The sequence below is a fragment of the Gordonibacter sp. RACS_AR49 genome, assembly GCF_030418435.1.
GTDB classification, from domain to species: domain Bacteria; phylum Actinomycetota; class Coriobacteriia; order Coriobacteriales; family Eggerthellaceae; genus Gordonibacter; species Gordonibacter urolithinfaciens.
The window spans coordinates 1-26,139 of sequence record NZ_JAIUDM010000013.1; the positions used below are offsets into that span (position 1 = coordinate 1).

23 protein-coding genes are annotated in these 26,139 nt (G+C 66.3%); 1 reads left to right on the top strand and 22 read right to left on the bottom strand.

Features of this window, described 5'->3' with window-relative positions; translation table 11 throughout:
- Positions 1-214 precede the first annotated feature (214 nt).
- The 5 genes from LB310_RS14565 to LB310_RS14585 all read right to left on the bottom strand — a co-directional run bounded on the left by LB310_RS14565 (position 215) and on the right by LB310_RS14585 (position 3,924).
- Positions 215-661 carry a hypothetical protein gene (locus LB310_RS14565; RefSeq protein ID WP_087189771.1) on the bottom strand — a complete coding sequence of 149 codons (447 nt, stop codon included), beginning with the start codon at positions 659-661 and terminating at the stop codon, positions 215-217.
- 149 nt (positions 662-810) lie between these two features.
- The gene (locus tag LB310_RS14570) at positions 811-1,248 is read right to left on the bottom strand and encodes a MerR family transcriptional regulator (RefSeq protein WP_301155285.1); all 438 of its coding nucleotides are present in this window, start codon (positions 1,246-1,248) and stop codon (positions 811-813) included.
- 113 nt (positions 1,249-1,361) lie between these two features.
- Entirely contained in the window at positions 1,362-1,808 is a 447-nt protein-coding gene (gene dut / locus LB310_RS14575) for a dUTP diphosphatase (RefSeq protein ID WP_301155286.1), read from the bottom strand.
- Complete coding sequence (gene nrdR / locus LB310_RS14580) at positions 1,808-2,254, bottom strand: transcriptional regulator NrdR (RefSeq protein WP_087189768.1); 447 nt, start codon at positions 2,252-2,254, stop codon at positions 1,808-1,810. The genes dut and nrdR overlap by 1 nt, the downstream gene beginning before the upstream one ends.
- A 161-nt stretch (positions 2,255-2,415) precedes the next feature.
- Positions 2,416-3,924, bottom strand: coding sequence for an ATP-binding cassette domain-containing protein (locus LB310_RS14585; RefSeq protein WP_301155287.1), 1,509 nt, complete (start codon positions 3,922-3,924; stop codon positions 2,416-2,418).
- Positions 3,925-4,732: 808 nt separating this feature from the next.
- On the opposite strand from LB310_RS14585, the gene lexA reads away from it, so the two are divergent.
- A complete protein-coding gene (lexA, locus tag LB310_RS14590; protein ID WP_278805515.1) occupies positions 4,733-5,371 on the top strand; it encodes a transcriptional repressor LexA in 639 nt (212 codons plus the stop codon).
- 202 nt (positions 5,372-5,573) lie between these two features.
- Here lexA and hflX read toward each other — a convergent pair whose 3' ends face one another.
- From hflX to dapA, 17 genes are all read right to left on the bottom strand, one after another.
- Positions 5,574-6,893, bottom strand: coding sequence for a GTPase HflX (gene hflX, locus LB310_RS14595; RefSeq protein WP_227156025.1), 1,320 nt, complete (start codon positions 6,891-6,893; stop codon positions 5,574-5,576).
- 191 nt (positions 6,894-7,084) lie between these two features.
- Positions 7,085-8,020, bottom strand: coding sequence for a tRNA (adenosine(37)-N6)-dimethylallyltransferase MiaA (gene miaA / locus LB310_RS14600; protein WP_301155288.1), 936 nt, complete (start codon positions 8,018-8,020; stop codon positions 7,085-7,087).
- Positions 8,010-9,407 (bottom strand): tRNA (N6-isopentenyl adenosine(37)-C2)-methylthiotransferase MiaB, encoded by a 1,398-nt coding sequence (gene miaB / locus LB310_RS14605; RefSeq protein ID WP_301155289.1) that lies wholly within the window; start codon positions 9,405-9,407, stop codon positions 8,010-8,012. Before miaB ends, miaA begins: the two co-directional genes overlap by 11 nt.
- Positions 9,408-9,415: 8 nt before the next feature.
- Positions 9,416-9,745, bottom strand: a complete 330-nt coding sequence (locus LB310_RS14610) for a stage V sporulation protein S (protein WP_224767847.1) — start codon at positions 9,743-9,745, stop codon at positions 9,416-9,418.
- A gap of 199 nt (positions 9,746-9,944) precedes the next feature.
- A complete protein-coding gene (locus LB310_RS14615; protein ID WP_278805514.1) occupies positions 9,945-11,030 on the bottom strand; it encodes an ATP-binding protein in 1,086 nt (361 codons plus the stop codon).
- Between the two features lie 12 nt (positions 11,031-11,042).
- Positions 11,043-12,575, bottom strand: coding sequence for a ribonuclease Y (rny, locus tag LB310_RS14620; RefSeq protein ID WP_096226527.1), 1,533 nt, complete (start codon positions 12,573-12,575; stop codon positions 11,043-11,045).
- 318 nt (positions 12,576-12,893) lie between these two features.
- Complete coding sequence (locus LB310_RS14625; RefSeq protein ID WP_096226528.1) at positions 12,894-13,196, bottom strand: XRE family transcriptional regulator; 303 nt, start codon at positions 13,194-13,196, stop codon at positions 12,894-12,896.
- Between the two features lie 3 nt (positions 13,197-13,199).
- Positions 13,200-13,409 (bottom strand): type II toxin-antitoxin system RelE/ParE family toxin, encoded by a 210-nt coding sequence (locus LB310_RS14630; RefSeq protein WP_278805513.1) that lies wholly within the window; start codon positions 13,407-13,409, stop codon positions 13,200-13,202.
- Positions 13,410-13,645: 236 nt separating this feature from the next.
- Positions 13,646-14,452, bottom strand: a complete 807-nt coding sequence (locus LB310_RS14635; RefSeq protein WP_278805512.1) for a regulatory protein RecX — start codon at positions 14,450-14,452, stop codon at positions 13,646-13,648.
- A gap of 1 nt (position 14,453) precedes the next feature.
- Positions 14,454-15,512, bottom strand: a complete 1,059-nt coding sequence (recA, locus tag LB310_RS14640) for a recombinase RecA (protein ID WP_087189757.1) — start codon at positions 15,510-15,512, stop codon at positions 14,454-14,456.
- 285 nt (positions 15,513-15,797) lie between these two features.
- A complete protein-coding gene (gene pgsA / locus LB310_RS14645; RefSeq protein WP_278805511.1) occupies positions 15,798-17,069 on the bottom strand; it encodes a CDP-diacylglycerol--glycerol-3-phosphate 3-phosphatidyltransferase in 1,272 nt (423 codons plus the stop codon).
- Positions 17,070-17,078: 9 nt separating this feature from the next.
- Complete coding sequence (gene rimO / locus LB310_RS14650; protein ID WP_301155290.1) at positions 17,079-18,407, bottom strand: 30S ribosomal protein S12 methylthiotransferase RimO; 1,329 nt, start codon at positions 18,405-18,407, stop codon at positions 17,079-17,081.
- 8 nt (positions 18,408-18,415) lie between these two features.
- Positions 18,416-18,913 (bottom strand): YajQ family cyclic di-GMP-binding protein, encoded by a 498-nt coding sequence (locus LB310_RS14655; protein ID WP_096226533.1) that lies wholly within the window; start codon positions 18,911-18,913, stop codon positions 18,416-18,418.
- Positions 18,914-19,334: 421 nt separating this feature from the next.
- Positions 19,335-20,465, bottom strand: a complete 1,131-nt coding sequence (locus LB310_RS14660; protein WP_231897318.1) for a helix-turn-helix transcriptional regulator — start codon at positions 20,463-20,465, stop codon at positions 19,335-19,337.
- 4 nt (positions 20,466-20,469) lie between these two features.
- Entirely contained in the window at positions 20,470-23,025 is a 2,556-nt protein-coding gene (locus LB310_RS14665) for a DNA translocase FtsK 4TM domain-containing protein (protein ID WP_096226534.1), read from the bottom strand.
- 94 nt (positions 23,026-23,119) lie between these two features.
- A complete protein-coding gene (locus LB310_RS14670; RefSeq protein WP_096226535.1) occupies positions 23,120-25,021 on the bottom strand; it encodes a ribonuclease J in 1,902 nt (633 codons plus the stop codon).
- Positions 25,022-25,236: 215 nt separating this feature from the next.
- Positions 25,237-26,136: a 4-hydroxy-tetrahydrodipicolinate synthase gene (gene dapA, locus LB310_RS14675; protein WP_087189751.1), complete on the bottom strand. Its 900-nt coding sequence runs from the start codon at positions 26,134-26,136 to the stop codon at positions 25,237-25,239.
- Positions 26,137-26,139: the final 3 nt, after the last annotated feature.

Below are 26,139 nucleotides of genomic sequence, written 5' to 3' on the forward strand. Positions count from 1 at the left end.
AAGGCGGTCGATTGAAAAAGTGCAGGTAATAGACGGAACGCCGCGACCTCGAAATTGAAAAGGTAGAGGTAAACAGCCATCTGATCTGCATAAACGTTAACTTACGAGAATTCAATCAACCCCCATCACCGACCAACGGGCTCTCCATCGTTAACTTTACATAACATATGTTATCAATAATTTCGTTGTACCTGTAGGGAAGTGCACGACAGTGCTAGCCCCAAGTTGAGTTGCCTTTTGGGGTTGTGCCCAGGTCGGTGCCGGGTGCGAGGTTTCCGTAATCGCCGGATTCGAGGGCCTCGAGCACGGCCGGGTACATGAGGTACGCGGAAACCGCGTTCAGCACCAGCGCGATACTGCATACGGCGATACCGATTATGCAAGACCGTTTAAGTCGCTTCGCTGGCGCGGCGACATCGGTCAACCTGGTAGACAGCGCGTTCAGCTTCTTGAGCGCGATGATGGCGCACACCAGTCCAGCGGTTGCAAGGAACACGCCTCCAATGAACAAAGATACCGGCCCGGCGATGCTTGCCACCATGACGAGGTTCTGGGCCACCTTCAGGTCGCGAACGTCGCGTTCGTTGGGCCGCAGCCTCGGGCCTTGGTTCGGAGGTTCGGAGTATCCGGGTGGCTTAGGTGGCTGATTTTGGTCATCCATAGTCGATTTCGTCCAATCTGTCAAAATATCGCGTCTCTGACCTGCGGTTTTATAAACGAGGCTCTGAGAGCCGTTCTAAGGCCCTATCTTGCCCTTCGACGAGTCCTAGGTCATGGAAACAGGGCGTTTTCTAGCGCTTCGCCCACGCACTATAGCATGCCGTGTCCTTGGGAGCGTTCCGCAGCTTCCAAATCCACCGTAGCGGCATGGAGGCGTTTCAGGCTCTCGTCCAGCTCCTCGCGCTGGTACTCGAGCACGGTCTCTTGCGCCCGCAAGATCGACAGGCGCTCGGCCCGGGTGGTGCCGCCACGCTTGCAGAGGCGCACGAAGTACTGGATGCCCTCGATGGACAGGCCGCTTTTGCGAAGCGCCTCGACCAGGTGCAGTTGGGCAACGTCGGCCTCGGAGAACGTCCGCACGCCGCGCTTGTCGCGATGAAGGTTCGGGAAGAACCCGCACTTGTCGTAATAGCGGATGGTGAAAGCCGAGATTCCCGTCAAGGCGACAACGTCGCCGATGCCGTAGATCGGATCGGCTTGCGTAGCCGGGACGTCAGCGATCCGGCTATTATGTCCCTCGTCGCCCATAGGCCTCCTCGGAATTCGACTTGAGTACGGGCTTAGAGTTACTCTAACCAATAACGATTTTAACTTAGAGTAACTCTAAGTGCAATATGAAAGCCTCGACCTATTCGGAACCGCTATGCGCCGATGCCGCTGCTGCCGAACCCGCCGGCGCCCCGATCGGTAGCAGGAAGATCCCCACACGGTTCAAACACGGCCTCGGCCACGCGCATAATGGCCAGCTGCGCGATACGGTCTCCCCGTTTGATCTCGAAAGGCTCGCGCGGGTCTAGGTTGACGAGGATGGCCTTGATCTCGCCACGGTAGTTGCTGTCGATGAGCCCCGGTGCATTCACGAGCGATACGCCGTTCCTCGCCGCCAACCCGCTGCGCGGCAGGACGAAGCCAGCGTAGCCGGCCGGAATGGCGACGGCAATGCCGCAGGGCACGAGCTTGCGCTCGAACGGCTGCAGCGTCTCGTCGATCGTCGAGCGCAAGTCGACGGCAGCATCGCCTGCGTAGGCGCAGGCAGGCACCGGAAGTTCGGCATCGAGCGCCTTGAGGGGAATCGCGAGGCGATCCATCAGCGCAGCCCCTCGAGGGCGGCTGCGAATTCCTCTACGTTTTGGAAGTCCTTGTAGACGCTCGCGAACCGCACGTAGGCAACATCGTCGAGCTTCGCCAGACGCACGAGAACCATATCGCCAAGTTCCTTTGACCTGATCTCGTTGCAGGAGGCGTTGCGAAGCTCGGTTTCAATACTATCGACGAGCGACGCTATCTGCTCGGGTGAGATAGGCCGCTTCCCGCAGGCAATGAGCAGGCCGCGCATGAGCTTCTGGCGGTCATAGGCTTCGGAGGACCCATCCGCCTTGATAACGATGAGCGGGTTCTCGCCCAAGCGCTCGTAGGTGGTGAATCGACGGCCGCAATCAAGGCATTCGCGTCGGCGCCGGATAGCCGTGCCATCCTCGGAAGGGCGCGAGTCCACCACTTTTGATTCAGGGTTTCCGCAGGAAGGACAGCGCATGAAAGGCTCCTTTGCTCGATTTTGGATCAGCCTAGCATACAAGATATTGTGCTTCAATCCGCATTGTCGATCCCTGCAAAAAAACCGCCCCCTGCGGAAAGGAGGTGGTCCGAAGTGGGTATGGATCTCGGCTTCACCGGTGTTCGACCACGGGGAAAAGGTCAAAGCTCCACCCTTACATGGGTGTCGCCGAGCCCTCCCCCTTCGGCACGGCCAACGTCGAACACCCATCGTGTTGCGGTGAGCGCGTCGAGGAAGCGCTCGTCGTGGGACACGAGCATCAGGGCGCAGGGACAATCGGCCAGCACGTCCTGCAAGGCTTCGACAGAGCGTATATCCAGGTGGTTCGTCGGCTCGTCCATGACGATGAGATGCGGTCGTCCTGTCAGGCCCTGCGCCAACAGGAGCTTGCGCACCTCGCCGGGGCTCAAGTCGTCTCCCTCCAAGATGCGTGCCGGCGGCGAATCGAGCCGGGCGACAATGGAGAGCAGGCGCCCGCGCTCTGCCGGCGCGAGAGCCTTCACCGAGGCGAGAAGGGCGCGCGCCCGGTCACTTCCTATCTCTTGCGGGACGTACACCATGCCCTCTTCCGGCATTTGCCGCAGCACTTCGGCAAGCAGCGTCGATTTGCCTGCACCGTTCCTGCCCACCAGGCCGATGCGGTCGGTGTTGCCCACGTACAGCTGCGGATGGTGCAGCATGCGCCCCTCGCCCAGCGTCAGGGACCCGGCCTCGCATCGGACGAGCACCGTGCGCGCAGCGGGCTCGGCTTCCAGGTCGAGCGCACCCTCGTACACCTTGGCGACGCGAACCTCGGCCATGCGCTTCTCTGCACGCTCGACCTTCTTCCCCATCTGCGACGAGAGCCGTCCGGTCTTGCCATCCTGGCCGGAATAGATGGCCAGCTTGATCTTCGCGCGCCCGTCATGGTCGTGCCGGTCGAGATGCCGAGCCGAACGCCGTGCAGCCGAACGCGCCGCCACCCCGTCTCGACGATTGCTCTCCGTCTTGAGGCGCGCCAGTTCGCGACGGGCATGGGACCGCTCCTCTACGGCAGTCTGGCGGCGTAGGTCTTGCTGCTCCTTCGCCTGAGAGTACGTGCCGGGCACGGTGACAGCACGCCCTCGATCCACGAACACGCACGAGCTCACCAGCCCGTCGAGCAACGCGCGGTCGTGCGAGACGAGAAGGCCCGTCCCGCGATACTCGACAAGCGCACGCGCCACCAATTCGCGGGTTTCGGCGTCGAGGTGGTTTGTGGGCTCGTCGAGCGCAAGCAGCACAGGATCGGCTGCGAGGGCGCATGCTATCTGGATACGCTTGCGCTCGCCATGCGACAGGGTGTCGTAGCGCCATAGCCATGCGTCGTCGATGCCGAGCAGGTAACGCAGGCGCACGGCCTCGGGGCGGTAGTCGTAGGAGAACTCCTCGAGCCCCGTTGGCGCGACATCGGTCGACTGGGCGCAGAACGATCCTGCGACCTGCGGAGAAACGCTTCCTTTCTGGGGCTCGAGCATCCCGCATACGATCTTGAGCAACGTGCTCTTGCCGGCTCCGTTCGGGCCGACCACGCCGGTCCAGCCGGGCGCGAACACGGCGGATGCGTCATCGAGCGCCAAGGCATCGGCGCCGTCGTAGGTATAGGTAAGATGGCGGGCTGAAACGAACATGGAAGGGCCTCCCTTCGAGAGGCACCGGATTCAATGCTTTTCGCGCTGGCAACCTGGCGCCGACGAGACGGCGAGGCTAGGGATAGGAACATCAAGGAACAGCAACGAAAGCGCACCCGGTGCGGAGCTTGCATGACCTGGCGGGTGCCCGAAGGCTTTCGTTAGAACTTCATGTTCCTTGTCTCCTTCTCGAAGGCCGCATTCACAGCAGCCTGTCTGGGATTTCGGTTCAAAGGCAGTCTACCACACGGATCTGCAAGGAGGAAGGGTCCTGCGGGGTGAAAAGGCGATGGAACGGCAGCGCCATGGTGGCGAGGATGCCGCGCAGTCACAGAAATGCAGCATCCAAGGGCGTTCCGAGGTCGCTAGAAGCTGATGAAAATGCTGAGGAAGGCGAAAACGGAGAAGACGCATCCGGCAAGAGCGCCTTGCCACGGCCTCACACGGCCGTAAGCGCGACCTGCCGCACTGCCATGACGAAGAACCCGCGCCATCTCCGTAGCGCCAAGTCTGCGAGCACGGCACGCAGCAGACGGTACCTGACGCGCGTGCGAATGCTGCAGCGGCGCGCAAGCACCTTGGGAACCGCTCCCTGGAAACTCGATGATAGCCCCGGCTGCGGATACACGGTTGAACTCCGGCTGCAGGGCCGACGTGCCATCGAAGGGGCACCGCATCTCGAAATTCTTCATCTTTCTGCCTCCTAGGCCTTGCGTAGAACCTTTGTTCGCATATATAATAGAACGAACAAAAGTTCATGTCAATACGTAATTAAAACATTTGTTCGTTCAAGGGAAAGGAACGGGGCATGTCCGACAAAGTGACGAAACGCCAGAAGGCGGTGCTCGACTGCATCGAGGAGTGCATCCGCGAGAAGGGCTACGGTCCCACGGTGCGCGAGGTCTGCCAAAGCTTGGGCCTTTCCTCCCCCTCGACAGTCCACGTGCACCTCAAAGCACTCGAGGACAAGGGGCTCATCAAGCGCGATCCCCTCAAGTCGCGTTCCATCGCGCTCACCTATCCGCTTGGCGATGCAGAGAGCACTTCCAACGTCATCAAGCCCAGCTTCAACAAGGTGGTGAACGTGCCGCTCGTGGGCAATGTGGCGGCCGGCTCCCCCATCCTCGCCGAGGAGAACATCACCGACACCATCTCGCTTCCCACCGACATCGTGGGCGATGCACCGTCGTTCCTGCTGTCGGTACGGGGCGAATCGATGATCGAGGCGGGCATCAACGACGGCGACTACGTGGTGGTGAAAGAACAACCCGTCGCCAACAACGGCGACATCGTCGTGGCCATCATCGACGACGGCGCGACGGTCAAGCGCTTCTACAAGGAATCCGACCATATCCGCCTGCAGCCGGAGAACTCCGCGATGGAGCCCATCATCACCACCGACTGTTCCATCGCGGGCAAGGTAGTGGCGGTGTTCCGTCGCCTGTAGGCGACGCCTTGCGGGGCCCTGCCGAAGGAGCGAGACGCCCTGTTGGATTACGGCCCCTGCAGGAGAAACGCCGGCCTTGGGATGTGGGGCGCTCGTTCGTCCCGAGACCGACCGGTGATCCGAGATCGCGTCATCCGGTCGCAAACTACTTGGTTAGAGTTACTCTAATCAAGTAGTTTGCAGCTTTCTGAAAGGGACGTGCCTAACGGTCCTTCTCCGCCACGTAGGGGCGAAACAGGCCGGCAAAGGACGGAGCAGCCAACATGACGAGGTGCGTACCGTCCTCCTCGTGCTTTTCCGACAGGATATGGCAACGCTCGTGCGCGAGGGAGACGAGATCTCCCCGGTTGTAGGGAATCACTATGGCGAGATGCTCGTCCTGCGCCGAGGCGACACGGGCGATATGCCCGACAAGCTCGCTTATGCCCTCCCCTGTTGCCGCCGATACGAATTGGGCCTGTGGATGACGCGCCTTGAGAGCATCGAAATGTTCCTTGTCGAGCAGGTCGCATTTGTTGAATACGAGCACGCGAAGCAAGTCTTGAGCTTCGATCTGCCCGAGCACGTCCTCCACCGCAGCGATCTGCGCCTCGTACTCGTCCGACGACGCATCCACCACATGCAGCACGAGATCGGCTCCCGTGATCTCGTCGAGCGTGGACTTGAACGCCTCGATGAGCGTGGTCGGCAGCTTCTGGATGAACCCGACCGTGTCGGTGACGGTGATCTCGCGCCCTTCGGGCAGCTCGAACTTGCGCGTAGTGGAGTCCAGCGTGGCGAACAGCTTGTCGTAGGCCAGCACGTCCGCGTTCGTCAAGCGGTTGAGCAGGCTCGACTTTCCGGCGTTCGTGTAACCGGCCAGCGCCACTTTGAACATGCCGCTCTCGTAGCGGCTCTCGCGCTGGATGGCGCGTACCTCGGCCAGGTGCTTGAGCTCGCGCTTGATGGACGTGATGCGCTTGCGCACCATGCGACGGTCGACCTCGAGCTGGCTCTCGCCCTCGCCGAAGCGCGAGCCCACGCCGCCGCCCATGCGGTTCGAGGCCAAGTGGGCCCACATGCCGCGCAAACGCGGCAGCAGGTACTCGTTCTGGGCGAGCCGCACCTGCAGGCGGCCCTCCTTGCTGGTGGCATGCAGCGCGAAGATGTCGAGGATGAGCGCCGTGCGGTCGATGACCTTCACTTCCTTGCCGACTACCTTCTCGAGGTTCGACTGCTGCGAGGGCGTGAGCTCGTCGTCGAACACCACGAGATCGGCCGCGTGGGCGCGTGCCAGCTCGGCAACCTCCTCGGCCTTGCCCGAGCCGACGAACGTGCGCGGGTTCGGCGCGTCGAGCTTTTGCGTGGTGACGGCCGCAACGTCGGCGCCCGCCGTGTCCACGAGACGCTCGAGCTCGGCAAGCGACGAGGCCAGCGGCCAGGAGGCGCCGGGGCGGTCGACGCCCACCAGCACGGCCTTCTCGCGGCGCTCTTCGGAAACGGGGGTCGCGCCCCGCGTGATTACGGATTCAAATTCAGACATGGAGTCAACCTTTCGAAGCAAGAAGGGACACGCCGGTGCGGATGGCGGCGTGCGGAGACAGTCGGGAGCGGTCGCAACCGCTAGAGAAACGCGTGTGCTGTCTGCATGATAGGTGCTCCGATCTTGAAGGCTCGGCAGGGTCGACCTGCAGAACCGTATCATACCACAAGCTCGCCCTGCTGCGGAAACGCTCAGGCAACGACGCCTCCCACCAAGGACAGCGCCTCGGCTGCCTGGGCCGCGGGGTCAGGGTCGGTTGCATCTATCCAGCGGATGCGCCGGTCCTTGCGGAACCAAGTGCGCTGCCGCTTCGCGTAGCGGTGCGTGGCCGTCTTGATGCGCGTCGCAGCTTCCTCCATCGTCGTCTCCCCGTCGAGGGCGGCGACGACCTCCTTGTACCCGATAGCCTGGGGAGCCGTGATGCCGTCCCGGAATCCGCTTTGCAGCAAATGCGCCACCTCGTCCACGAGCCCGGCGTCGAACATGGCGTCGACGCGCGCGTCGATGCGCGCGTTGAGCGCCGCCGGATCCACGGACAGCCCTATGAAGCATGCCGGTACCAGCTGTGGGATGCTCGCCAGCTTCGCGCGCTGCTCGGCCAGGCTTGTGCCGTCCTCCAACAGCTCGAAGGCGCGCACGACGCGCTTGACGTCGGCGGCGGGCACGATGGCGGCGCTCGCGGGATCGCGCTCGCGCAGCAGCTCCCACAGGGCGTCGGCGCCTTGCTCGCCGGCAAGGCGGTTGTAATGCTCGCGCACAGGATTGCCCGTTTGCTCCCCCTTCGGGAACTCGTAGGCGTCGATGGCCGCGCGCACGTACAGGCCGGTGCCGCCGCACAGCACGGCGCGCCTCCCGCGCGCGGCGATGTCCTCGAAGCAGGCGCGGGCGTATTCCTGGAAGAGGGCCGCCGAGTACGGCTCGCCGGGGTCGGCGAGGTCGAGGCCGTGGTGGGGCACAAGCCGCTCGTCGGGGGCGAGCTTGCCCGTGCCGATGTCCATGCCGCGGTACACCTGCATGGAATCGGCGCTCACCACCTCGCCATCGAGCGCGAGGGCGACGGCCTGCGCAAGGGCGGACTTGCCCGAGGCTGTGGGGCCGACGATGCAGACGACGGGGTCAGCGCCCATCCGCCGCCTCCGCGGGCGGCACGGCAACGCCCGCCACCTCGCCTGCCAGGTACCACGTCTTCGCCTCGTCGATGCGCACGCGCACCGTGGTACCGGCCAGCTCCTCGATCGAGGCGCCTTCGGGCAGCGGCGCATGCACGGTCTGGTTCTTCGGGCTCTTGCCCGCGAGCAGGCCCGCATCGCGCTTGGAAGCGCCCTCCACCAGCACGTCAACCGTGCTCCCCAGGTCGACCTGGTTCGCCTCGAAGGCCCGCTTCTGCACGAGATCGACCAGACGGTCGAACCGCCCCTGGATCACGTCGCGTGGCGTGGGATCGTCGACCGAGGCGGCAGGCGTGCCCTCGCGCTTGGAGTAGATGAACGTGAACACCTGGTGGTAGCCCACCTCGTCCACAAGGCGGTACGTGTCCTCGAAGTCCTTCGCCGTCTCGCCGGGGAACCCCACGATGATGTCGGTGGAGAGCGCGATCTCCGGCAGTGCCTCGCGCAGCTTGCGCACGAGCTCCAGGTAATGGGCGCGCGTGTAGCGGCGGTTCATGGCGGCGAGCACGGCATCGGAGCCGGACTGCACGGGCAGGTGCAGCGCCGGCATGAGCGAGCGCAGCGTGCCGAACCTGCCGATGACCTCGTCGGTGAGGTCCTTCGGATGGCTCGTCGCGAAGCGCAGGCGCTCGATGCCCGTGGCGTCGAGCGCATCGAGCACGGCCGCGAAGCGGGGCGAGCCGTACAGGTCGCGGCCGTAGGAGTTCACGTTCTGGCCCAGAAGGGTGATCTCCTTCACGCCGGCGGCCACGTAGCCCTCCGCCTCGGCTACGATATCCTCGAGCGGGCGCGACTTCTCTCGGCCGCGCACGTAGGGCACGATGCAGTACGAGCAGAAGTTGTTGCAACCCTGCGCGATGGGAAGCCAAGCGGCCCACGCGTGCTCGCGCGCCGTCGGCAGCTCCGAGGCAAACGACGAACCGGCGTCGAGCACCTCCACGTGATGGCCCCCCTCGTCGAGCGCCTCTTCCAGCAGTCGCGGAAGCGAGCCCAGGTTGTGTGTGCCGAACACCACGTCCAGGTGCGGCAGCTCATCGACGAGCTTCTGCCCGTCGCGCTGCCCGATGCAGCCGCCCACGGCCACGACGCGCTTGGACAGCGGGGTGCCGGCGCGCAGCGGAGTATTCTTGAGCGAGGCCACCTGACCGTAGAGGCGCGTGTCGGCGGCTTCGCGCACGCAGCACGTCATGAACACAACGAGGTCGGCATCCTCGATGGCATCGACGGGCAGCGCGCCCAGGCCTTCGAGCATGCCGGCGACGCGCTCGGAATCGTGTTTGTTCATCTGGCAGCCGAACGTGCGGATACAGAACGCGAGGTTCGTGAACGGGGTATGCGTGTGCATGGCGATCCTCAGTGCGCAGGGGCGGACGGGGCGGCTTCCGCTTCCCCGCCGGCAGCGGGCATGGAGACGCCGCGCGTGTAGCGCGGTTCGACTGCGAAGCGAATGGCCGTGCGGTACTCGCCGTCGATAACGATGTCCGCAAAGGAGGGCACGCAGGCGATCTCGATGCCCACGGGCGACAGGAAACCGCGCGAGATGGCGATGGCCTTCACGGCTTGGTTCACCGCTCCGGCCCCGACGGCCTGTATCTCCACGCCGACGCCGTCCTTCACCATGCCGGCGATGGCTCCGGCCACGGAAGCGGGCGACGATTTCGATGAAACCTTCAGGCAGCCGATGTCCGGCTTGTGCTCGGGTGCGGTCATGCATATCCTTCGTCGTTTGAGTACGTTGCTCGTGCGTTTGGCGTGCGTTCAATATGCGTGCGGCGCCCGCGCGCCGCTTTTTCACGGTACCGTTATTCTAGCTATTAATGGTATGGCGTGCAACCTGCGGATATGGCCGTTCGCCGACCAGGCGGCGCAGCTTATGCGGAACTTAGCGGAGCATGCTCACGGGGATATGGATGCGGATGCCGTCCTTGCCCACGCGCACCTCGGGCTGCACGTCGGGCTCCAAGTAGTAGCGTTGCGCGACGTCGCGGTAGGCGGCGGCCACCTGGCCCGCGAAGTCGTCCAGATCCTCGCGGGCCAGCTTGAGACCCCGCGCGTCTTCGGAGGCGGACGGTGCGACGGTGCGCGGGGCTGCAGGCTCGGGAGCGTCGTTGTCGATGCGCACGCGGTCGAGCAGAGGGGACAGCGGCGCTATCTCGCCGTCCAGCACGCGGCGCGCCGAACGCTCGGACAGGGCGAGCCCCAGCGACCCGGCTATGCCCGCGAGCTCCGCCGGGTCTGCGGCGAGGGCCAGGCGCTTGCACACGGGCAGCTCGTCGGCATGCCCGAACGCGCGCGATGCCGCCGTGAGCGACGAGAGGCCGAACGCGTAGAGCGTGGCCACGACGTCGGTCACGGAGCCCAGGTAGACGGTGCAGTCGCGGCGGCACTCGAGAGCGAACTCGCACACGGTGCGCAGAATGTTCTTCGGCCCCCGCACGGCCACGGTCCCCGCGTCGGTGCGCTCGAAGACGGGAAAGCTGGACTGGTCGGCCTTCTCCCCCACGCGTGCCAGGTCTGTCTCCACGACGAACGAGGAACCCAGACCTGCATCCGAGGCGGCTATGCGCGCCGTCTCGGCGTTCACGGCGATGGAGTACAGGGCCATGCCGCGGCCGTGCACGCCCCACTTGTCCAAGTGCATGGTATCGAGCTTGGAGGTGACGCGCGGCTCGAACACCCGCTCGTGCAGAGCGGGCGGAACGCCGTCGCCGTCGTCCACCATGACGATGCGCCGGCGGCCGCCCTCGCGGGACACGGCCGCGAACACGCTCTTGGCATGGGCGTCGCGCGCGTTGCGCAGCATCTCGATGACGATGTCCTCCGTGGAGCGGATGTCGTGGGCGGCTTGCCGCCGCTCGGCCTCCGCGCTCCTCAAACGGACGAAACCATCCCCGAGGTCTGCCTCGACCCGGAGATGGCTGTCGCCGCTGACGTTCTCTATGAAGGCTTCCAGCGAGCCGTCGGCCATGCCGGGGTCGCCTTACTTCGCGACGCCGACCGCGCGGCTCTCGCGGATGACCACGACCTTCACCTGGCCGGGGTACTGCATCTCGTTCTCTATGCGGTGCGCGATGTCGTGGGCGAGCACGGTCGTGGCGGCCTCGTCCACCACCTCGGGCTCCACCATCACGCGCACTTCGCGACCGGCCTGGATAGCGTAGGTGCGCTCCACGCCCTTGTAGGAGTTCGCGATCTCCTCGAGCTTCTCGAGGCGCTTGATGTAGGCGTCGAGCGTCTCCTTGCGGGCGCCGGGGCGGGCGGCCGACACGGCGTCGGCGGCCTGCACGAGCACGGCGAGCACGCTCGAGGGCTCCACGTCGTTGTGGTGCGCCTCGATGGCATGGACGATGTCCTGCTTCTCGCCGAAGCGGCGCGCCAGGTCGGCGCCGATGACGGCATGGCTGCCCTCGACCTCGTGGTCGACGGCCTTGCCCAGGTCGTGCAAGAGCCCTGCGCGCTTGGCCGGGATGGGGTCGAGCCCCAGCTCCGCGGCCATGACGCCCGAGAGGTAGGCCACCTCGAGCGAGTGGTTCAGCACGTTCTGGCCGTAGGAGGTACGGTAGCGCAGGCGGCCGAGCGTGCGCACGAGCTCGGGATGCAGGTCGTGGATGCCGGTGTCGAAGGCGGCCTGCTCGCCCGCCTCCTGCACGCGCTGGTTCACGAACGCCTCGGCCTTGCCGAACATCTCCTCGATGCGCGCCGGGTGGATGCGCCCGTCGGCCACGAGGTTCTCCATGGTCACGCGGCCTATCTCGCGGCGCACCGGGTCGAAGCACGAGATGGTCACGCACTCCGGGGTGTCGTCGATGATGAGGTTCGTGCCGGTGAGCTGCTCGAACGAGCGGATGTTGCGGCCCTCGCGCCCGATGATGCGGCCCTTGAGGTCATCCGACGGGATATGGATGGCGCTCACCGTGTTCTCGGCGGAGTGGTCGGCCGCCACGCGCTGGATGGCCAGGCTCAGGATGGAGCGGGCCTTCTTGTCGGCCTCGGCCTTCGTGCGGGCCTCGGAGTCGCGGATGATGGCGGCGGACTCGTGCACGACCTCGTCCTTGAGGGTGTCGAGCAGCTCGGCTTTCGCCTCCTCCGGCGTCATGCCGGCCACGCGCTCCAGGCGGCGGTCGATCTCCCGGGCAGCTTCCTCGAGGTCGCGCTCGCGACGGTCGAGCTGGCCCTGCTGGGACGATATCTGATGCTCGCGGGCGTCGAGCGACTCCACGCGGCGATCGAGCGACTCCTCGCGCTGCGACACGCGGTTCTCCGCGGCGCGCACCTCGCGCATGCGCTCCTTGTTCTCGGCCTGGGCCTCCTGCTTCAGCTTCAGGACCTCGTCCTTGGCTTCGACGATGGCCTCGCGACGCAGTGTTTCGGCTTGACGTTTCGCGTCGGCCACCACGGTCTCGGCCTCTTGCGCCGCACGTTTCGCGGACGAGCTGGCCAGGAAGCGGGCACCGACGAAGCCGAGGGCGATGCCTATCACGGCACCGATGAGCAGCCAGATGATCTCGGGCATGCCTCCCCCTTTCGTTTTGGTTTCTGATATGCGTTGTTCACATTGCTCGGTTTACATAAAAAGGCCGGTTCCACGAACCGGGCATGAGCGAAGAGCACGCAATACGGGGGCGATCATATGGAATTGTATCTATATGAAATACCCTATCGGGTACGTCTCACTCAAGCTATACCACATGATAAGGCTTGTTCCCCATTTGGTGAAGTCCTGTCAGAAAAATAGCGGAAAACGAGGTCGGTGGGCGGTTTTGAGCTCTGCGGGCCGCGCTGCATGCGCACAATGCAGGCAATCAGCAATGCAGTGTCGGATTTTGGGATTTTAGATGGTCAAAGGGATGGTCTTGTCGGGCCATTCAGCGCTGATAACGAGCTTACCACCAAGGCTCGAAATGTAGCGCGACAGTGTATCGACACGCATCGTGGCGAGCCGACCGGCCTCGAGCTCCGATACGCGGCATTGGGAGACGCCCATCTTGGCTGCTACCTCACTTTGAGTCAGATCGCGCTCCTTGCGCGCCTGGCTAAGGTCGTACGCATCGACCTTAGCCTGCGTAGCACGGCGAGCTTGATCGCGCATTTCCTGGGTGACACCGCGCTTGATAGCATACTCGTGAATGTCCATCGTTCACTCCAATCGTCCTAGATGCTCGCGATAGCGTTTTTCCGCCAAGGGGATGGCCGATCGGTACCATCCGTTCCATTTCTCGCGGCTTCTCCCTCCGGACGACTTGTCGCCGGCGAAAAGCATGATCGCATGTCTTTTCGGATCGAAGGCAAACAAAATGCGGACTTCGATCTCCCGGGCGATGCGGGACGGAGCTCCTTCATATTGCAAAACTCGGAGTCCTTGATGTGATCAACCAGCGGCCTGCCGAGACTCGGGCCCTTCCGTTCAAGCTCCTCGATCGCAGCTTCTATGCAGGAAACCGTGACGAGATCTTGGGTATCGAGCCAAGGCTTGATCAAGTCGATATCAACATGCCAGCCCATCGATCCTCCGTATAAGATTAGACTTAATATTATAAGGTATTCCTTATGATGTCAAGTGTGAAAGCGCAAGCGATGCCGCCGCTACTGGCACTCCTCCCCCTCGCTCCAAACACGGGCGGCGGTGGAAGCCACCGACGCCCCGAAGCCCTTCTGGACAAGGCGGCGGAACGCGGCGTCGCGCCTGTTCTTCGCGCGGGGAGGCTTGCGGTCGAGCAGGGCGAGCGCGCGCTCCACCTCGCTCTCGTGGTCGACGGCGAACTCTTCGGGCCAACCGGGCACGACGGACGCGTCGATGCCCAGGGCGTCGAGCTCGGCCGCGATCCCCTGGGCCCCGCGGCCCTGGGACAGGCGGCTGCGCACCAGCACCTCGGCATAGCGGGCGTCGTCAACGAGCCCGCAGGAGAGCGCACGGTCCACCGCGGCGTCCGCCGCCTCGGGCGCGAAGCCCTCGCGCGCGAGGCGCGCCCGCAGCGCGGCCGAGGCTTGCTCGCGCGCGAGGGCGAGGCGCTCGATCTTGCGGAAGGCGCGCTCGGCTTCGTCGGCAGCGGAGGCTCCGGTTCGCGCCGTCAGCGGGACACGACCCCCGCTCGAGTCTGCGGGGCTGCCGGCTGCGGCGCCCAGGCCGTCACCCTCCTGCGAGAACCCGGGCACCTCGCGGCCAAAGCGGTCGACTGCGTTGCGAGGGGCTCGGATGCCCGCGCAGGAAGAGCGGGAAGCCCTGCGGAAAGCCCCGGCGCCCTCATCGGGGGTGCAGGACCCCTCGGAGACCTCCGCCTCCCGATAGGGGCCGACGGCTCCGCGGGAGGCGCTGTCCTTGCAGGCGGGCGACGATCCCTCGATGGCGGCTATCTGGGCACGCAGGCGCGCCTTCACCTCGGCGTCGGACATGCTACTTCTTTTTGGCAGGCTTCGCCACGGGAGACAGCGCGTCGGCCTCGTCGGCGGTGCGGGTGATAACGGGGATCTCGAAGGCCTCGCGTACCTTGAGCTCAATCTCCTCGCGCAGGTCGGGATTCTCCTTGAGCGTCTGCTTCGCCGCCTCGCGGCCCTGGCCCAGGCGCTCCTCGCCGTAGGTGTACCACGCGCCGCTCTTCTTGGCCACGCCGGCCTCCACCGCCATGTCGACGATGCAGCCTTCTCGCGAGATGCCCTCTCCGTACATGAGGTCGAACTCGGCCTGCTTGAACGGCGGCGCCACCTTGTTCTTCACAACCTTGGCGCGCACGCGGTTGCCCGTGATCTCGCCGTCCTTCTTGATGGAGTCGATACGGCGGATGTCGATGCGCACGCTGGAGAAGAACTTGAGGGCGCGGCCGCCCGTGGTGGTCTCGGGGTTGCCGAACATGACGCCGATCTTCTCGCGCAGCTGGTTGATGAAGATGCAGGTGGTGTTCGACTTGGAGAGCGAGCCCGCCAGCTTGCGCAGGGCCTGCGACATGAGGCGCGCCTGCAGGCCTACCGTGGTGTCGCCGATCTCCCCCTCGATCTCGGCACGGGGCACGAGCGCGGCCACGGAGTCCACGACCACCGCGTCGATGGCGCCGGAGCGCACGAGCATGTCGCAGATCTCGAGGGCCTGCTCGCCGGTGTCGGGCTGAGAGATGAGCACCTCGTCGATATCCACGCCCAGGCGCGCCGCGTACACCGGGTCGAGCGCGTGCTCGGCATCGATGAACGCCACAATGCCGCCCATGGCCTGCGCCTCCGCGAGGATCTGCAGCGCGAGCGTGGTCTTGCCGCTCGACTCGGGGCCGTACACCTCGATGATGCGGCCCCGCGGCACGCCGCCGATACCGAGCGCGGCATCGAGCGGCAGCGCGCCCGTGGGGATCACGCCGATGTTGAGCTCCTTGCCGTCCTCGCCGAGCTTCATGATGGATCCTTGCCCGAACTTCGACTCGATCTGGTCGGTCGTGAGCTTGAGCATCTTCGCTTTTTCGTCGTTCATGGTCCTTCTTCCCCCGGCGTAGCGGCTTTTCGTCATTCCTCTATTATGCGTACATCTGTTTGTCTGTCAAGACGTGCAGCCTGATTCGCTGCTGGAAAAGCATACTGCCGCAACCTTGCACGGCAACCGGAGAAAAGCCGTCGGGGAGCCGCCGAAACCTTGCGCGGACCACGCGCGGCGACCGTGCAGACCTTGCAGGAACCTTGCCCGCTCACCGTGCGGACCTTGCCCGTTTCCAGTGCGAGTCCAGCGGAAATGCAACGAGGCCCGCAGCGGCGCGGAGCATCATTTGCCAGCGCCCTCCAAGGCCTCTTCCAGCCGCTCCAGCGCGGAGCGCACGGTCAGCAGGCGCACCTGGCCGCGATCACCCGGGAACTCGTGCAGGCGCGCCTCGGCGCCCTCCGCATCGGCCAGCCCGATCCACACCGTGCCCACCGGCTTCCCCGGCTCGGCCCCGCCCGGCCCGGCTATGCCCGTGACGGATACCGCCACGTCGGCATCCAGATCGCGCCGCGCGCCCTGGGCCATGGCGCGCGCCGTTTCCGCGCTCACCGCGCCGTGCCGCTCGAGCGTCTCGCGCGGCACGCCCAGAACCTCGTGCTTCACGTCGTCCACGTAGCTCACCACGCCGCCGCGCACCGTCTCCGAGCTGCCCGGCACGCCGGTGAGCACGGCGGCTATCAGGCCCCCGGTGAGGCTCTCGGCCGTGCCGAGCCGCACCCCGGCCCGCCGTGCGGACCCGAGCACCCTGCGCGCCAGGGCGTCGAGCGCCTCGGGCTCGATGGAGGCCGCCTCGGCATCCGTGATCGGCCGGGACTTCCCTGCCGCGCCCGCAACGGCCGCGCCCTCCAAGGGAACTGGCCCGTCGGCCGGCGCGCCGTTCCCGGAGTCGCCCGCAGGCGCGTCCTTGGGCTTGCGCCCGAACCCTATGAGATGGCGCGCCTTCGCGATGTAGTCGAGCATGGACACCACGGTCAGCACGAGCGCGACGATCATCACGCCCCAGCTCAGCACCCACAGCCAGTCGTTGAAAGCCGCATTCAGGCTGCCCACCATGTAGGAGTCCTTCACGCAGAACAGCACGATGGCGACCATCTGGAACACGGTCTTGAACTTGCCGTACCAGCTGGCCGCGATGACCACGCCCTCGCTGGCGGCCACCATGCGCACGCCCGACACGATGAACTCGCGCGCCAGGATGACGAGCGCGACCCAGCTGGGCAGCGACCCCAGCTCGATGAGCGCGAGCAGCGCCGCGGCCACGAGTATCTTGTCGGCCAGCGGGTCCATGAACTTGCCGAAGTCCGTGACCTCGCCGCGGCTGCGGGCCAGGTAGCCGTCGAGCCAGTCGGTGCACGATATGAGGATGAAGATGCCGGCCGCGATGAGGCTCTTCGCATCGTCGGCCACCTGCGGCAGCCCCAGCCACTGCGGCCACGGGCTGATGAGCACGACCACGAACACCGGCACGAGGCAGATGCGCGCGAGCGTGACGATGTTGGCGGGCGTCCACAGCTTGTCGGTCGAAGCCGGCCTCGCCTGGTCGGTTGGGGCCATGGGCCTGGATCACGCCCCTTCCATCTCGTAGAGCAGCGTGTCCCCTATCGTCACGCGCACGACCTGCCCCACCTCGCCGGCCTCGAGGTAGGTGACGCCGTCGACCTCGGGAGCCTGGCACATGGCGCGGCCGAACAGCTGCCCGTCCTCCTCGCGGCCCTCCACGAGCACATCGAGCTCGCGGCCGATACGCTCGGCAACGCGCGGCGCGCACACGGCGTCCGCCACGTCGCGCAGGCGCTGGGCCCGGTCGGCTTTCTCGTCATCGTCCACCTGGCCTGGCAGGTCGAACGCGCGCGTGCCCTCCTCGCGCGAGTAGGGGAACACGCCCACGTAGTCGAAGCCGGCATCCTCCGCGAAAGCGCAGAGATCCTCGAACTGGTCGTCCGTCTCGCCGGGGAACCCCGCGATGAGCGTCGTGCGCAGCGTGGCGTCCGGGATGCGGCGACGCACGCGCGCGAGCAGCGCCTCGAACTCGTCGCGCGACCCTGTGCGGTTCATGGCGCGCAGGATCCCCGCGTCAACGTGCTGCAATGGGATGTCGAAGTAGTCGCACACGTTGGCATGTGCCGCCACGGCCTCGAGGTACTCGTCGGTCAGCCCCTCGGGTTGCAGGTACATGACGCGGAACCACGTGCCGGGATGCTCCTCGGCCAGCGTGCCCACGAGCGCGGCCAGCGTCGAGGGCTCCTCGAAGTCCGCGCCCCAGCGGCCCGTGTCCTGGGCGATGAGCACGATCTCGCGCACGCCGGCCGCCACCTTGGCCGCCACCTCGGAACGCACGTCGTCGAGCGGGAAGCTGCGATAGCGTCCGCGGATGTACGGGATGGTGCAGTACGAGCAGAAACGGTCGCAGCCGTCCGATATCTTCACGTAGGCCGACACGGGGCCGCGCTCCTCCGCCCCGGCGCTCGCGTCCTCCAGGCTCTCCGCCCCGGGCGACGCCTCGCCGATGACGCCGGCCAGCACGAGCGCGATGTCGTCCTCGCGCGAGCAGGGCACGAAGGCGCCCGCCTCGGTCAGCTCGGCCTTGAGATCCTCGCCGTAGCGCGCCGGCATGCAGCCGGCCACGACGAGCGCGGCCCCGCCGTCGCGCACGTTCGGCAGGTCGGCCGCCTCGAAGATCGCCTCGAGGCTCTCCTCGGTGGCCGCCTGTATGAACGAGCACGTGTTCACCACGATGGCGTCGGCCGTCTCGGGGTCGTCCGTCAGCGCGTAGCCTGCCCCGGTCGCCCGGGCGCGCATGTGCTCGGTGTCCACCTCGTTCTTGGCGCATCCCAGCGTGACGAACGCCACGGACTTCCGGCCCTCGCCCCCGCGCGCCCTCTCGTTGCCCACCGCGCGGCCTAGCGGTAGTTGACGTACTGGAGCGGCTGGCCGTAGTCCTGGCCCTTCAGGAAGGCGATGACCTCCTGGAGCGTGTCGCGGGAGGTGCTCGACACGCGCAGCTTGTCGCCCTCGATCTGCACCTTCACCTTGAGCTTCGTGGCCTTGATGTCCTTGTTGATCTTGCCGGCCGTGTCCTTGTCGATGCCCTCGACGACGTTGGCCGTCTGGCGCACGCTCTGCCCGGCCGCCGGCTGCACCTCGCCCCACTTCACGGCGCCCAAATCGATGCCGCGCTTCACGAGCTTCGAGGCGATGACGTCGATGACCTGCTTGGCCACGAACTCCGCCGGGGCGGCCACCGTGATGGCCTTGTTCGCCTTGTCGAGCGTGATCTCCGCGCCGGAATCCTTCAGGTCGTAGCGCTGCGCGAGCTCCTTCTTCGCCTGCTGGAACGCGTTGTCGACCTCCTGCATGTCCACCGTGGACACGACGTCGAAGCTGCACTCTTTCGCCATGGGTGCTCCCTTCCTCATCGGCCCGCCAAGCGCGCGGGCCGTCTCGTTTTTTCGTTTCCGACCAGCATACCGCATTTCGTCCCGCCCGCGCCGTGATTGCAGGCGAGTTACACAGAGCTCGAAGGGAACGGGACGAGACGGCTCTTCTTCGTCAGCGAGCCTAAGGGTGCGAAGGAAAAGGGACGGCGAGCGGCTTTTTCTTTACCAGCCGGCGAGTTTCGCAAGGTGCGAAGGGAGGGGCCGAGGCGTTCTTCTCCAACAGCGGCCGAGAGCATGCGCGCAAAAATGGCCGTCCCGGGCGCGCGGCAACCTCGGAGGCTGGCCGGATGCGCCGGGGCGGCCGGCATCGAACGCGCGTCCTCGGCCAGCCGAGTCAGGGAGGCAGCCCGAACATGCACGTAGGCGATCAGCCGACGAAGGGCTAGGCGGCCGGCGTGCTCGCGCCGTCCGTCGTGCCAGAGCCGGACGAGCCCGTTCCCGCTGTGCCGGCTGTTCCCGCCGTGCCGGCGGTCGGATGGTCGGCCTTCCACTGCTCGAGGATGGCCGGGAAGTCCACGCTGAAGGAATAGATGCCGGTGCTCTCGTCGCCCGTCGACTCGAGCTTCGTCCCGTCTACGGTGACGGTCACGCCGCCAGGGTTCGAAGTGACGATCTTGAACGTGCCGGTGACGTCGAACTCCTTCTTGGCAGGTCCGTCGACGGTGCCGCCCGAGGTGATGTTTCCGTCCTCGTAGATGTCCATGTACACCGACTCCCCCGACGCCACCTCGTACACGACCTTGGCGCTCGTGGGCGCCACCGGCGCAGGCGGCGCGACGGGTTCCTGGGAGCCCTCGTCCCCCTCGCCCTGGGTGGTGTCGTCGATGCCCGTCACGGGCACGGTCGGCAGGTCCTCCTCGCCGCCGCCCTTGCCCCCGAACGCGAACACGAGCACGACGACCAGCACCACGAGGATAACCGCTCCCGCAATGAGGAACGGGAGCTTCGACTGCACCCCGCTCGGGGCCTTGGGCCCCGCGTAGAAGTTCGTGTACTGGCCGTTCGGCAGCGCCGAATGGCGGCTCGTGTGCGTGCGGCCCTCGGAGTAGACGCGCCCCCCGGCTGCCGGAGCCGCACTGCGGCCGTAGTCGGAGCGCGTGTAGGCGGTGCGATCGTCGTAGAGCGTGCGCCCGAACGCGTTCTGGCGCGGCACCCGCTCCTCGGGCTCCTCGGGCGGGACCGGACGCGCGGCGCCGGAGCGCTTCGTGCGCGACGTGCCGCCCATGTCGAAGCCGCTCGGCCGTACATCCGATCGCGCGCGGCCCACCTGGTAGGCGTAGGCCTCGTCCAGGTACATGCGGGTGATCTCGGTGGGGTTAAGCCCTAGAAGGCGCGCGTAGGCGTTCACCATGTTGCGCGTGTAGCCGCGTGGGGGCATGCGCGCGAAGTCGTCTTCCTCGATGGATCGCAGGATATCGGGCCTGATGCGCAGGCGCCGGGCCGCCGTGGACAGATCCATGCCCTTCCGTTCGCGGGCTTCCTGCAAAACCGTTCCGAATGTCACCTGTGCCACGTCGCTACTCCTCGCATGAGTCCTGCGCCTCGAACGCCTTCAACGTTTCCAACTCCATGGCGTCCACCAGGACCTCACGGGGCTTGCTGCCGTTCGGCGGCCCCACGACGCCCTTTTCCTCGAGCATGTCCATTATACGCCCGGCGCGCGAATAGCCAACTTTCAGGCGCCGCTGTATGTTCGACGTCGAGCCGAGGCCGCTCGACACCACGATCTCGGCCGCCTCCCACACAAGGGGGTCGTCCGAGGTGCACGAGCCGCCGCTGCCGTCCGGCTGCGACGCGCCCAGCGTGATGAGGTTCGTCTGGAGGATCTCCGAGTGGTACTCGGGCTCGCCCTGCGCCTTGAGCAGCTCCACCACGGCGTTGATCTCGTCTTCGGACACGTAGCAGCCCTGGATGCGCTGGGGCTTGGCGTATTCGGGCTTCGACAGCAGGAGATCGCCCAGGCCGATGAGGCGCTCGGCGCCCGGCGTGTCGAGCACGACGCGGCTGTCGATGCCGCTGGCCACGTTGAACGCGATGCGGTTCGTGATGTTCGCCTTGATAAGGCCCGTGACCACGTTCGTGGACGGGCGCTGGGTGGCCACGATGAGGTGGATGCCGGCCGCGCGCGCGAGCTGCGCGATGCGGCTGATGGAGAACTCAACCTCCTTGCCCACGTTCATCATGAGGTCGGCCAGCTCGTCGATGATGATGACGATGTAGGGCAGCTCGTCGCCCAGCTCCGCGGACGGCGGCTCCTTGCCCTCCTCCACGGCCTTCTCGATGGCGGCCTGCTCGGCCTGCACCTTGGCGTTGTACTGGCCGATGTTGCGGGCGCCCACCTTCGAGAACACCTTCAGGCGCCGCTCCATCTCCGCCACGCCCCACGACAGGGCGCTCGCCGCCTCGCGGGCCTCGGTGACCACCGGCACGTAGAGGTGCGGGATGCCGTTGTAGGGCGTGAACTCCACGCGCTTCGGGTCGATCATGATGAAGCGCACCTCGGCGGGCGTGGCGCGCATGAGGATGGACATGATCATGGCGTTCACGGACACCGACTTGCCGGAGCCCGTGGTGCCGCCGATGAGCAGGTGGGGCATCTTGGCCAGGTCCGACACGATGGAGCGCCCCTCCACGTCCTTGCCGATGGCCACCTGCAAGGGGCCGGCCGGGGCGTCCTTCAGCACGTCGCCCAAGAGCACGGTCTGGCGCGTGCGGTTGGGCACCTCGATGCCCACGTAATTCGTACCGGGGATGGGCGCGAAGATGCGCACGCCGGGCGCGGCGAGCGCGAGCGCGATGTCCTGCTCGAGTGCCGTGATGCGGCTCACGCGCACGCCGGCGGGCAGGTCCACCTTGAAGAGCGTCACCGTGGGGCCGGCCACCCAGCCCACGACCTCGGCCATGATGGCGAAGCTCTCGAGCGTCTCCTGGAGGCAGGCCGCCGTCTCGGTCAGCTCGGCGTCGGTGGCCTTGTCCTTCTTGGCAGACGTGCTGGTGGCCAGGATGTCGAAGGGGGGCAGCTCGAAGCCGTCCGCCGGGCGGGGGGTGGCAAGCGGCGTGGCCGAGGAGGACGGCGCCTTGGGAGAGGAGGCCTTCTTCTCGGCGTCGGCTGCGGCCCGCGCGCGGCCGAGCTTGCGCGTCAGGGGCTGCTCCACGGCGTCGGGCGCGTCGAAGGGCGCGCGCCGCCCGCCGATGACCTGCGTGTCGAGCGAGGACGAGGGATGCTTCGGCTTGCCCTTCGCCTCCTCGCCGGCCGCGGCGCCTTCGCCCCGGCGCCCCTTCCTGGCACGTGGCAGCACGCTCGTGGGCGCGGCGCCCTCTCCTGCCGTGAGCGGCACGAAGCCGCCCGCCTCCCCGGCCTTCTTCACGCGGGCGTAGGCCGGTGCTCCCAGCACGTCCCCATCCCCCTCGGCCTCGGCGCGCCTGTCCTGCACGCGCTCGATGAGCTTCGAGAGCGAGAAACCGATGACCACGAATCCGGCCGCCATGACGCCGAACATGATGATGCACGAAATGACCTGCCCGAACAGCGTAAAGCCCACCCAGGCGACGCCGGCGCCCACGTAACCGCCGCGTGCGGAGAGCTGCACGGGGTCGAAGAGCGCCGCCGGCGCCCCCTCCTCGCCGGGAACCAGCGGCGTGAACAGCGCCAGCAGCACGAGCACGGCGGCCAGTATCATAACGAGGCCCACCGACACGCGCGCCGGAACGCGCTCGCGGTCGAAGCGAATGAGGAAGCTCGCGCCGATGACGAGCAGGAAGAACGGCAGCAGGTAGGCGCCCAGGCCGAGCGTCAGGTGCAGTGCCGTCGAGACGAACGACGTGACCACGGCATTCGTGGGCATGACGGCTGCCACGAACAGCACGACGGCCGCCACGGCGAACGCGACGCCCGTGATGTCGCGGCGCGTGCGATCGTCGATGAGATGCCCGTCTGGGGCAGGGGCGGCCTTCGCGGCCTTGCCGCCGCCCTTGCGGGCGCTCTTCTCGGCGGGCGAGGCCGCCTTGCCCTTCGGCTTGGCGCCGGGGGACGGTTTCGACTTGTTCGATGCGGGTGCTGACTGACGGGCCACGGCCCAGCTCCTTTTGCTGCGTTTAGAGTGCGTTTCTGGTTCGGTTGCGCGGCCGGAGAGCCGCATGCGCGCGGGCGCATGCGGCCATTATAGCCTAAACTTCCAGCAAGTTCACGATGGCCATGGGGCGCTGCTTCGTGCGCTCCCACAGAAGCGAGAGCAGCGCGTCGCGGGCGGCCTTCTTGAGCTCCTTCTGGCCGCCTCCCTTGCCCAGCTGGCGCTTGAGGGCGTTCTTCACCGTGGTGCGCGCCTCGCGCACGAGGTAGTCGTCGTCGCCTCCCGTGATGCCGTGCATCTCCACCTGCACCTCGCCCACCACGTCCTTGCGCTTGGACGAGATGGCGGCCGCCACCGAGGCGAAGCCCTGCGAGCCGAGCGCGTTGCGCTCGTCGAGCACGTCCTGCGACGTGTCGCCCACCGACAGGCCGTCCACGAACACGATGCCGCTTTGCACGGTCTCGCCGCGCTTCACGCCCCTGCTCGAAAGCTCCAGGCCCTCGCCGTTCTCGCAGATGAACACGTTCTCGGCGGGCACTCCTGTCGCCTCGGCCAGCTTGGCATGGGCGCGCAGGTGCGTGGCCTCGCCGTGCACGGGCATGAACGCGTTCGGCTGCACGATGGACAGCACCAGCTTCAGCTCCTCGGCGCCGGCGTGGCCGGACACGTGCACCATGGCGCGCTTCTTGTCGTAGACGTCGGCGCCTATCTTCGCCAGCGAGTTGATGACGCGGGTGACGGCCTTCTCGTTGCCGGGCACCGGCGTGGCCGAGATGATGACGGTGTCGCCCTGCTCCAGGTCGATGGTCTTGTGCTCGCCGTTCGCGATGCGGGCCAGCGCCGAGAGCGGCTCGCCCTGGCTGCCCGTGCACATGATGACCACCTGCTCGGGCGGGATGCCCTTGAGGTCGTAGGCGTCCACGATGTCCTCGTCGGGGATGTTCAGGTAGCCCAGGCGGCGCGCGATATCGGTGTTCTGGATCATGGAGCGGCCCGTGACCACGACCTTGCGGCCGTTGTCGCGCGCGGCGTCGCAGATCTGCTGCATGCGGTGGATGTGGCTGGCGAACGAGGCGATGATGACGCGGCCGCGCGCTTGGGAGATGATCTTGCGCAGCTCCTTGCCCACCTCGGCCTCCGAGGGCGTGAAGCTGGGGTTCTGGGCGTTCGTGGAGTCGCTCATCATAAGGTCGACGCCCGCCTTGGAGAACTTCGCAAGCGCGCCGAAGTCGGTGGTCACGCCGTCGATGGGCGTCTGGTCCAGCTTGAAGTCGCCCGTATGCAGCACGTTCCCGGCCGGGCTCTGGAAGAACACGCCCACGGCGCCCGGGATGGAGTGGTTCACGGCGAAGAACTCGGCCGTGAAGCAGCCGAGCTTCACCTGGTCGCCCGGCTTGATCTCGATGAGCTTGGCGTTCTTGATCTTGTGCTCGGCGAACTTGCCCTCGATGAGGCCGAGCGTCATCTTCGTGCCGTAGATGGGCACTTGGCGGTCGAGGTCCTTCATGAGGTACGGCAGCGTGCCGGTGTGGTCCTCGTGGCCGTGCGTGATGATGATGCCGCGCAGCTTGTCGGCGTTCTCCAGCACGTAGGTGTAGTCGGGCAGGATGAGGTCGATGCCCGGATGATCGTCGTCGGGGAACATGAGGCCCGCGTCGTCCAGGATCATGTCGCCCTTGCACTCGAACACGGTCATGTTCTTGCCGATGGCGTCGAGGCCGCCGAGCGGGATGATCTTGAGCGTGGCGTTCGGGTCCTTCTTCGGCGAGTTGAAGTTGGCGCGGCGCGCATTCTGCTGGCCGCCCTGCTTCTGCTGGCCCTGCCCCGCCTTAGAAAGCTGGGGACGGCGATGCTCGAGCTGCACGTGCTTGTAGGAGCGCGTCTTCTTCTCGGCGCCGCGCGCGGCTCCCTTGGCGCCGTTGCCGTTGCCCCCGCCGCGGCCGTTGCGGGACTGCTCCTGCGAACGGCGCTCGGAGCGCTGGTTGTTCTGCTGTTCCATAAGTACCTTGTCTTTCCGGTCTTGCGCGATCGGGTGCGCATAGACGAAGAGCCGGGATTCCCGGCTTCGCCTCGGCTCCGCTACCGCCGCAGCCGCCCGTTCGGGCGATCCTGCGGGCAGGGCGCTCCGATAGGAGGCGCGCCCGCTCGTCGCGGTTTGTCTTGCAGCGTCGCCCCGGGGCGACGCAACCTTGCGTTGTCAGTTTCGGACGCGCCTTACGCGTCCAGCACGCCGACTTCCCTCATGATGGCGGCCAGGCGCTCGGACTGCTCGGGGGTGGCGTCCACCAGAGGAAGGCGCACGCCTCCCACCGGGAAGCCCAAGAGCTTGAGCGCCTCCTTCACGAGGATGGGGTTCGACGTTTCGAACAGGCCCTTCATGAGCGGCATGAGCGCCTCGTTCGCGGCCGCAGCCGCCTCCCAGTCGCCTGCCGCGCACAAGTCCACGATCTCCTTCATGCGCCCGGGCGCCACGTTGCCGATGGTGGAGATGACGCCGGCGCCTCCCAGCCTCATGATGTCGTAGGTGGCGGCGTCGTCGCCCGAGTACACGGCGAAGCCTTCCGGCGCGTCTTCGACGATGGCCTTCACCTGGTCCAGCTTCCCCGAAGCCTCCTTGACGGCCACGACGTTGGCGCACTCGTGCGCCAGGCGCAGCGTGGTCTCGGCCTCCATGTTAACCACGCAGCGGCCCGGGATGTTGTACAGGATGATGGGCAGCTCCACCGCGTTCGCGATGGTGCGGAAGTGCTGGTAGATACCTTCTTGCGGGGGCTTGTTGTAGTACGGCACCACGCACATGAAGCCGTCGACGCCAAGCTCCGCCACCTCGCGCGCGAAGTCCACCGTGTCGGCCGTGCAGTTGTCGCCCACGTTCGCGATGACGGGCACGCGGTCGCCCACCGCCTCCACCACGGCGCGGAACAGGTCGATCTTCTGCGGATAGAACACGGTCGGGCTCTCCCCCGTCGTGCCGTTGATGATGAGCGAGTCGCTGCCGCCGTCCACGAGGCGCGCGGCGAGAGCCTGGACCTTGTCCACGTCGAGCTCGCGGTTCTCGTCGAACGGGGTGACCATGGCCGGTATCATGCGGCCGAAACGGGGCTCTTGCGACATGCT

What these genes read in the sequence shown, in the direction of transcription:
- LB310_RS14615 (WP_278805514.1), bottom strand. Translation starts at nt 11,030, where the DNA reads ATGGCCGACGGCTCGCTGGAAGCCTTCATAGAGAACGTCAGCGGCGAC.
- LB310_RS14570 (WP_301155285.1), bottom strand. Translation starts at nt 1,248, where the DNA reads ATGGGCGACGAGGGACATAATAGCCGGATCGCTGACGTCCCGGCTACG.
- miaB (WP_301155289.1), bottom strand. Translation starts at nt 9,407, where the DNA reads ATGCACACGCATACCCCGTTCACGAACCTCGCGTTCTGTATCCGCACG.
- LB310_RS14670 (WP_096226535.1), bottom strand. Translation starts at nt 25,021, where the DNA reads ATGGAACAGCAGAACAACCAGCGCTCCGAGCGCCGTTCGCAGGAGCAG.
- LB310_RS14625 (WP_096226528.1), bottom strand. Translation starts at nt 13,196, where the DNA reads ATGGACATTCACGAGTATGCTATCAAGCGCGGTGTCACCCAGGAAATG.
- rny (WP_096226527.1), bottom strand. Translation starts at nt 12,575, where the DNA reads ATGCCCGAGATCATCTGGCTGCTCATCGGTGCCGTGATAGGCATCGCC.
- nrdR (WP_087189768.1), bottom strand. Translation starts at nt 2,254, where the DNA reads ATGCGCTGTCCTTCCTGCGGAAACCCTGAATCAAAAGTGGTGGACTCG.
- LB310_RS14655 (WP_096226533.1), bottom strand. Translation starts at nt 18,913, where the DNA reads ATGGCGAAAGAGTGCAGCTTCGACGTCGTGTCCACGGTGGACATGCAG.
- recA (WP_087189757.1), bottom strand. Translation starts at nt 15,512, where the DNA reads ATGAACGACGAAAAAGCGAAGATGCTCAAGCTCACGACCGACCAGATC.
- hflX (WP_227156025.1), bottom strand. Translation starts at nt 6,893, where the DNA reads ATGTCTGAATTTGAATCCGTAATCACGCGGGGCGCGACCCCCGTTTCC.
- dapA (WP_087189751.1), bottom strand. Translation starts at nt 26,136, where the DNA reads ATGTCGCAAGAGCCCCGTTTCGGCCGCATGATACCGGCCATGGTCACC.
- pgsA (WP_278805511.1), bottom strand. Translation starts at nt 17,069, where the DNA reads ATGGCCCCAACCGACCAGGCGAGGCCGGCTTCGACCGACAAGCTGTGG.
- miaA (WP_301155288.1), bottom strand. Translation starts at nt 8,020, where the DNA reads ATGGGCGCTGACCCCGTCGTCTGCATCGTCGGCCCCACAGCCTCGGGC.
- LB310_RS14585 (WP_301155287.1), bottom strand. Translation starts at nt 3,924, where the DNA reads ATGTTCGTTTCAGCCCGCCATCTTACCTATACCTACGACGGCGCCGAT.
- dut (WP_301155286.1), bottom strand. Translation starts at nt 1,808, where the DNA reads ATGGATCGCCTCGCGATTCCCCTCAAGGCGCTCGATGCCGAACTTCCG.
- LB310_RS14565 (WP_087189771.1), bottom strand. Translation starts at nt 661, where the DNA reads ATGGATGACCAAAATCAGCCACCTAAGCCACCCGGATACTCCGAACCT.
- LB310_RS14635 (WP_278805512.1), bottom strand. Translation starts at nt 14,452, where the DNA reads ATGTCCGACGCCGAGGTGAAGGCGCGCCTGCGTGCCCAGATAGCCGCC.
- lexA (WP_278805515.1), top strand. Translation starts at nt 4,733, where the DNA reads ATGTCCGACAAAGTGACGAAACGCCAGAAGGCGGTGCTCGACTGCATC.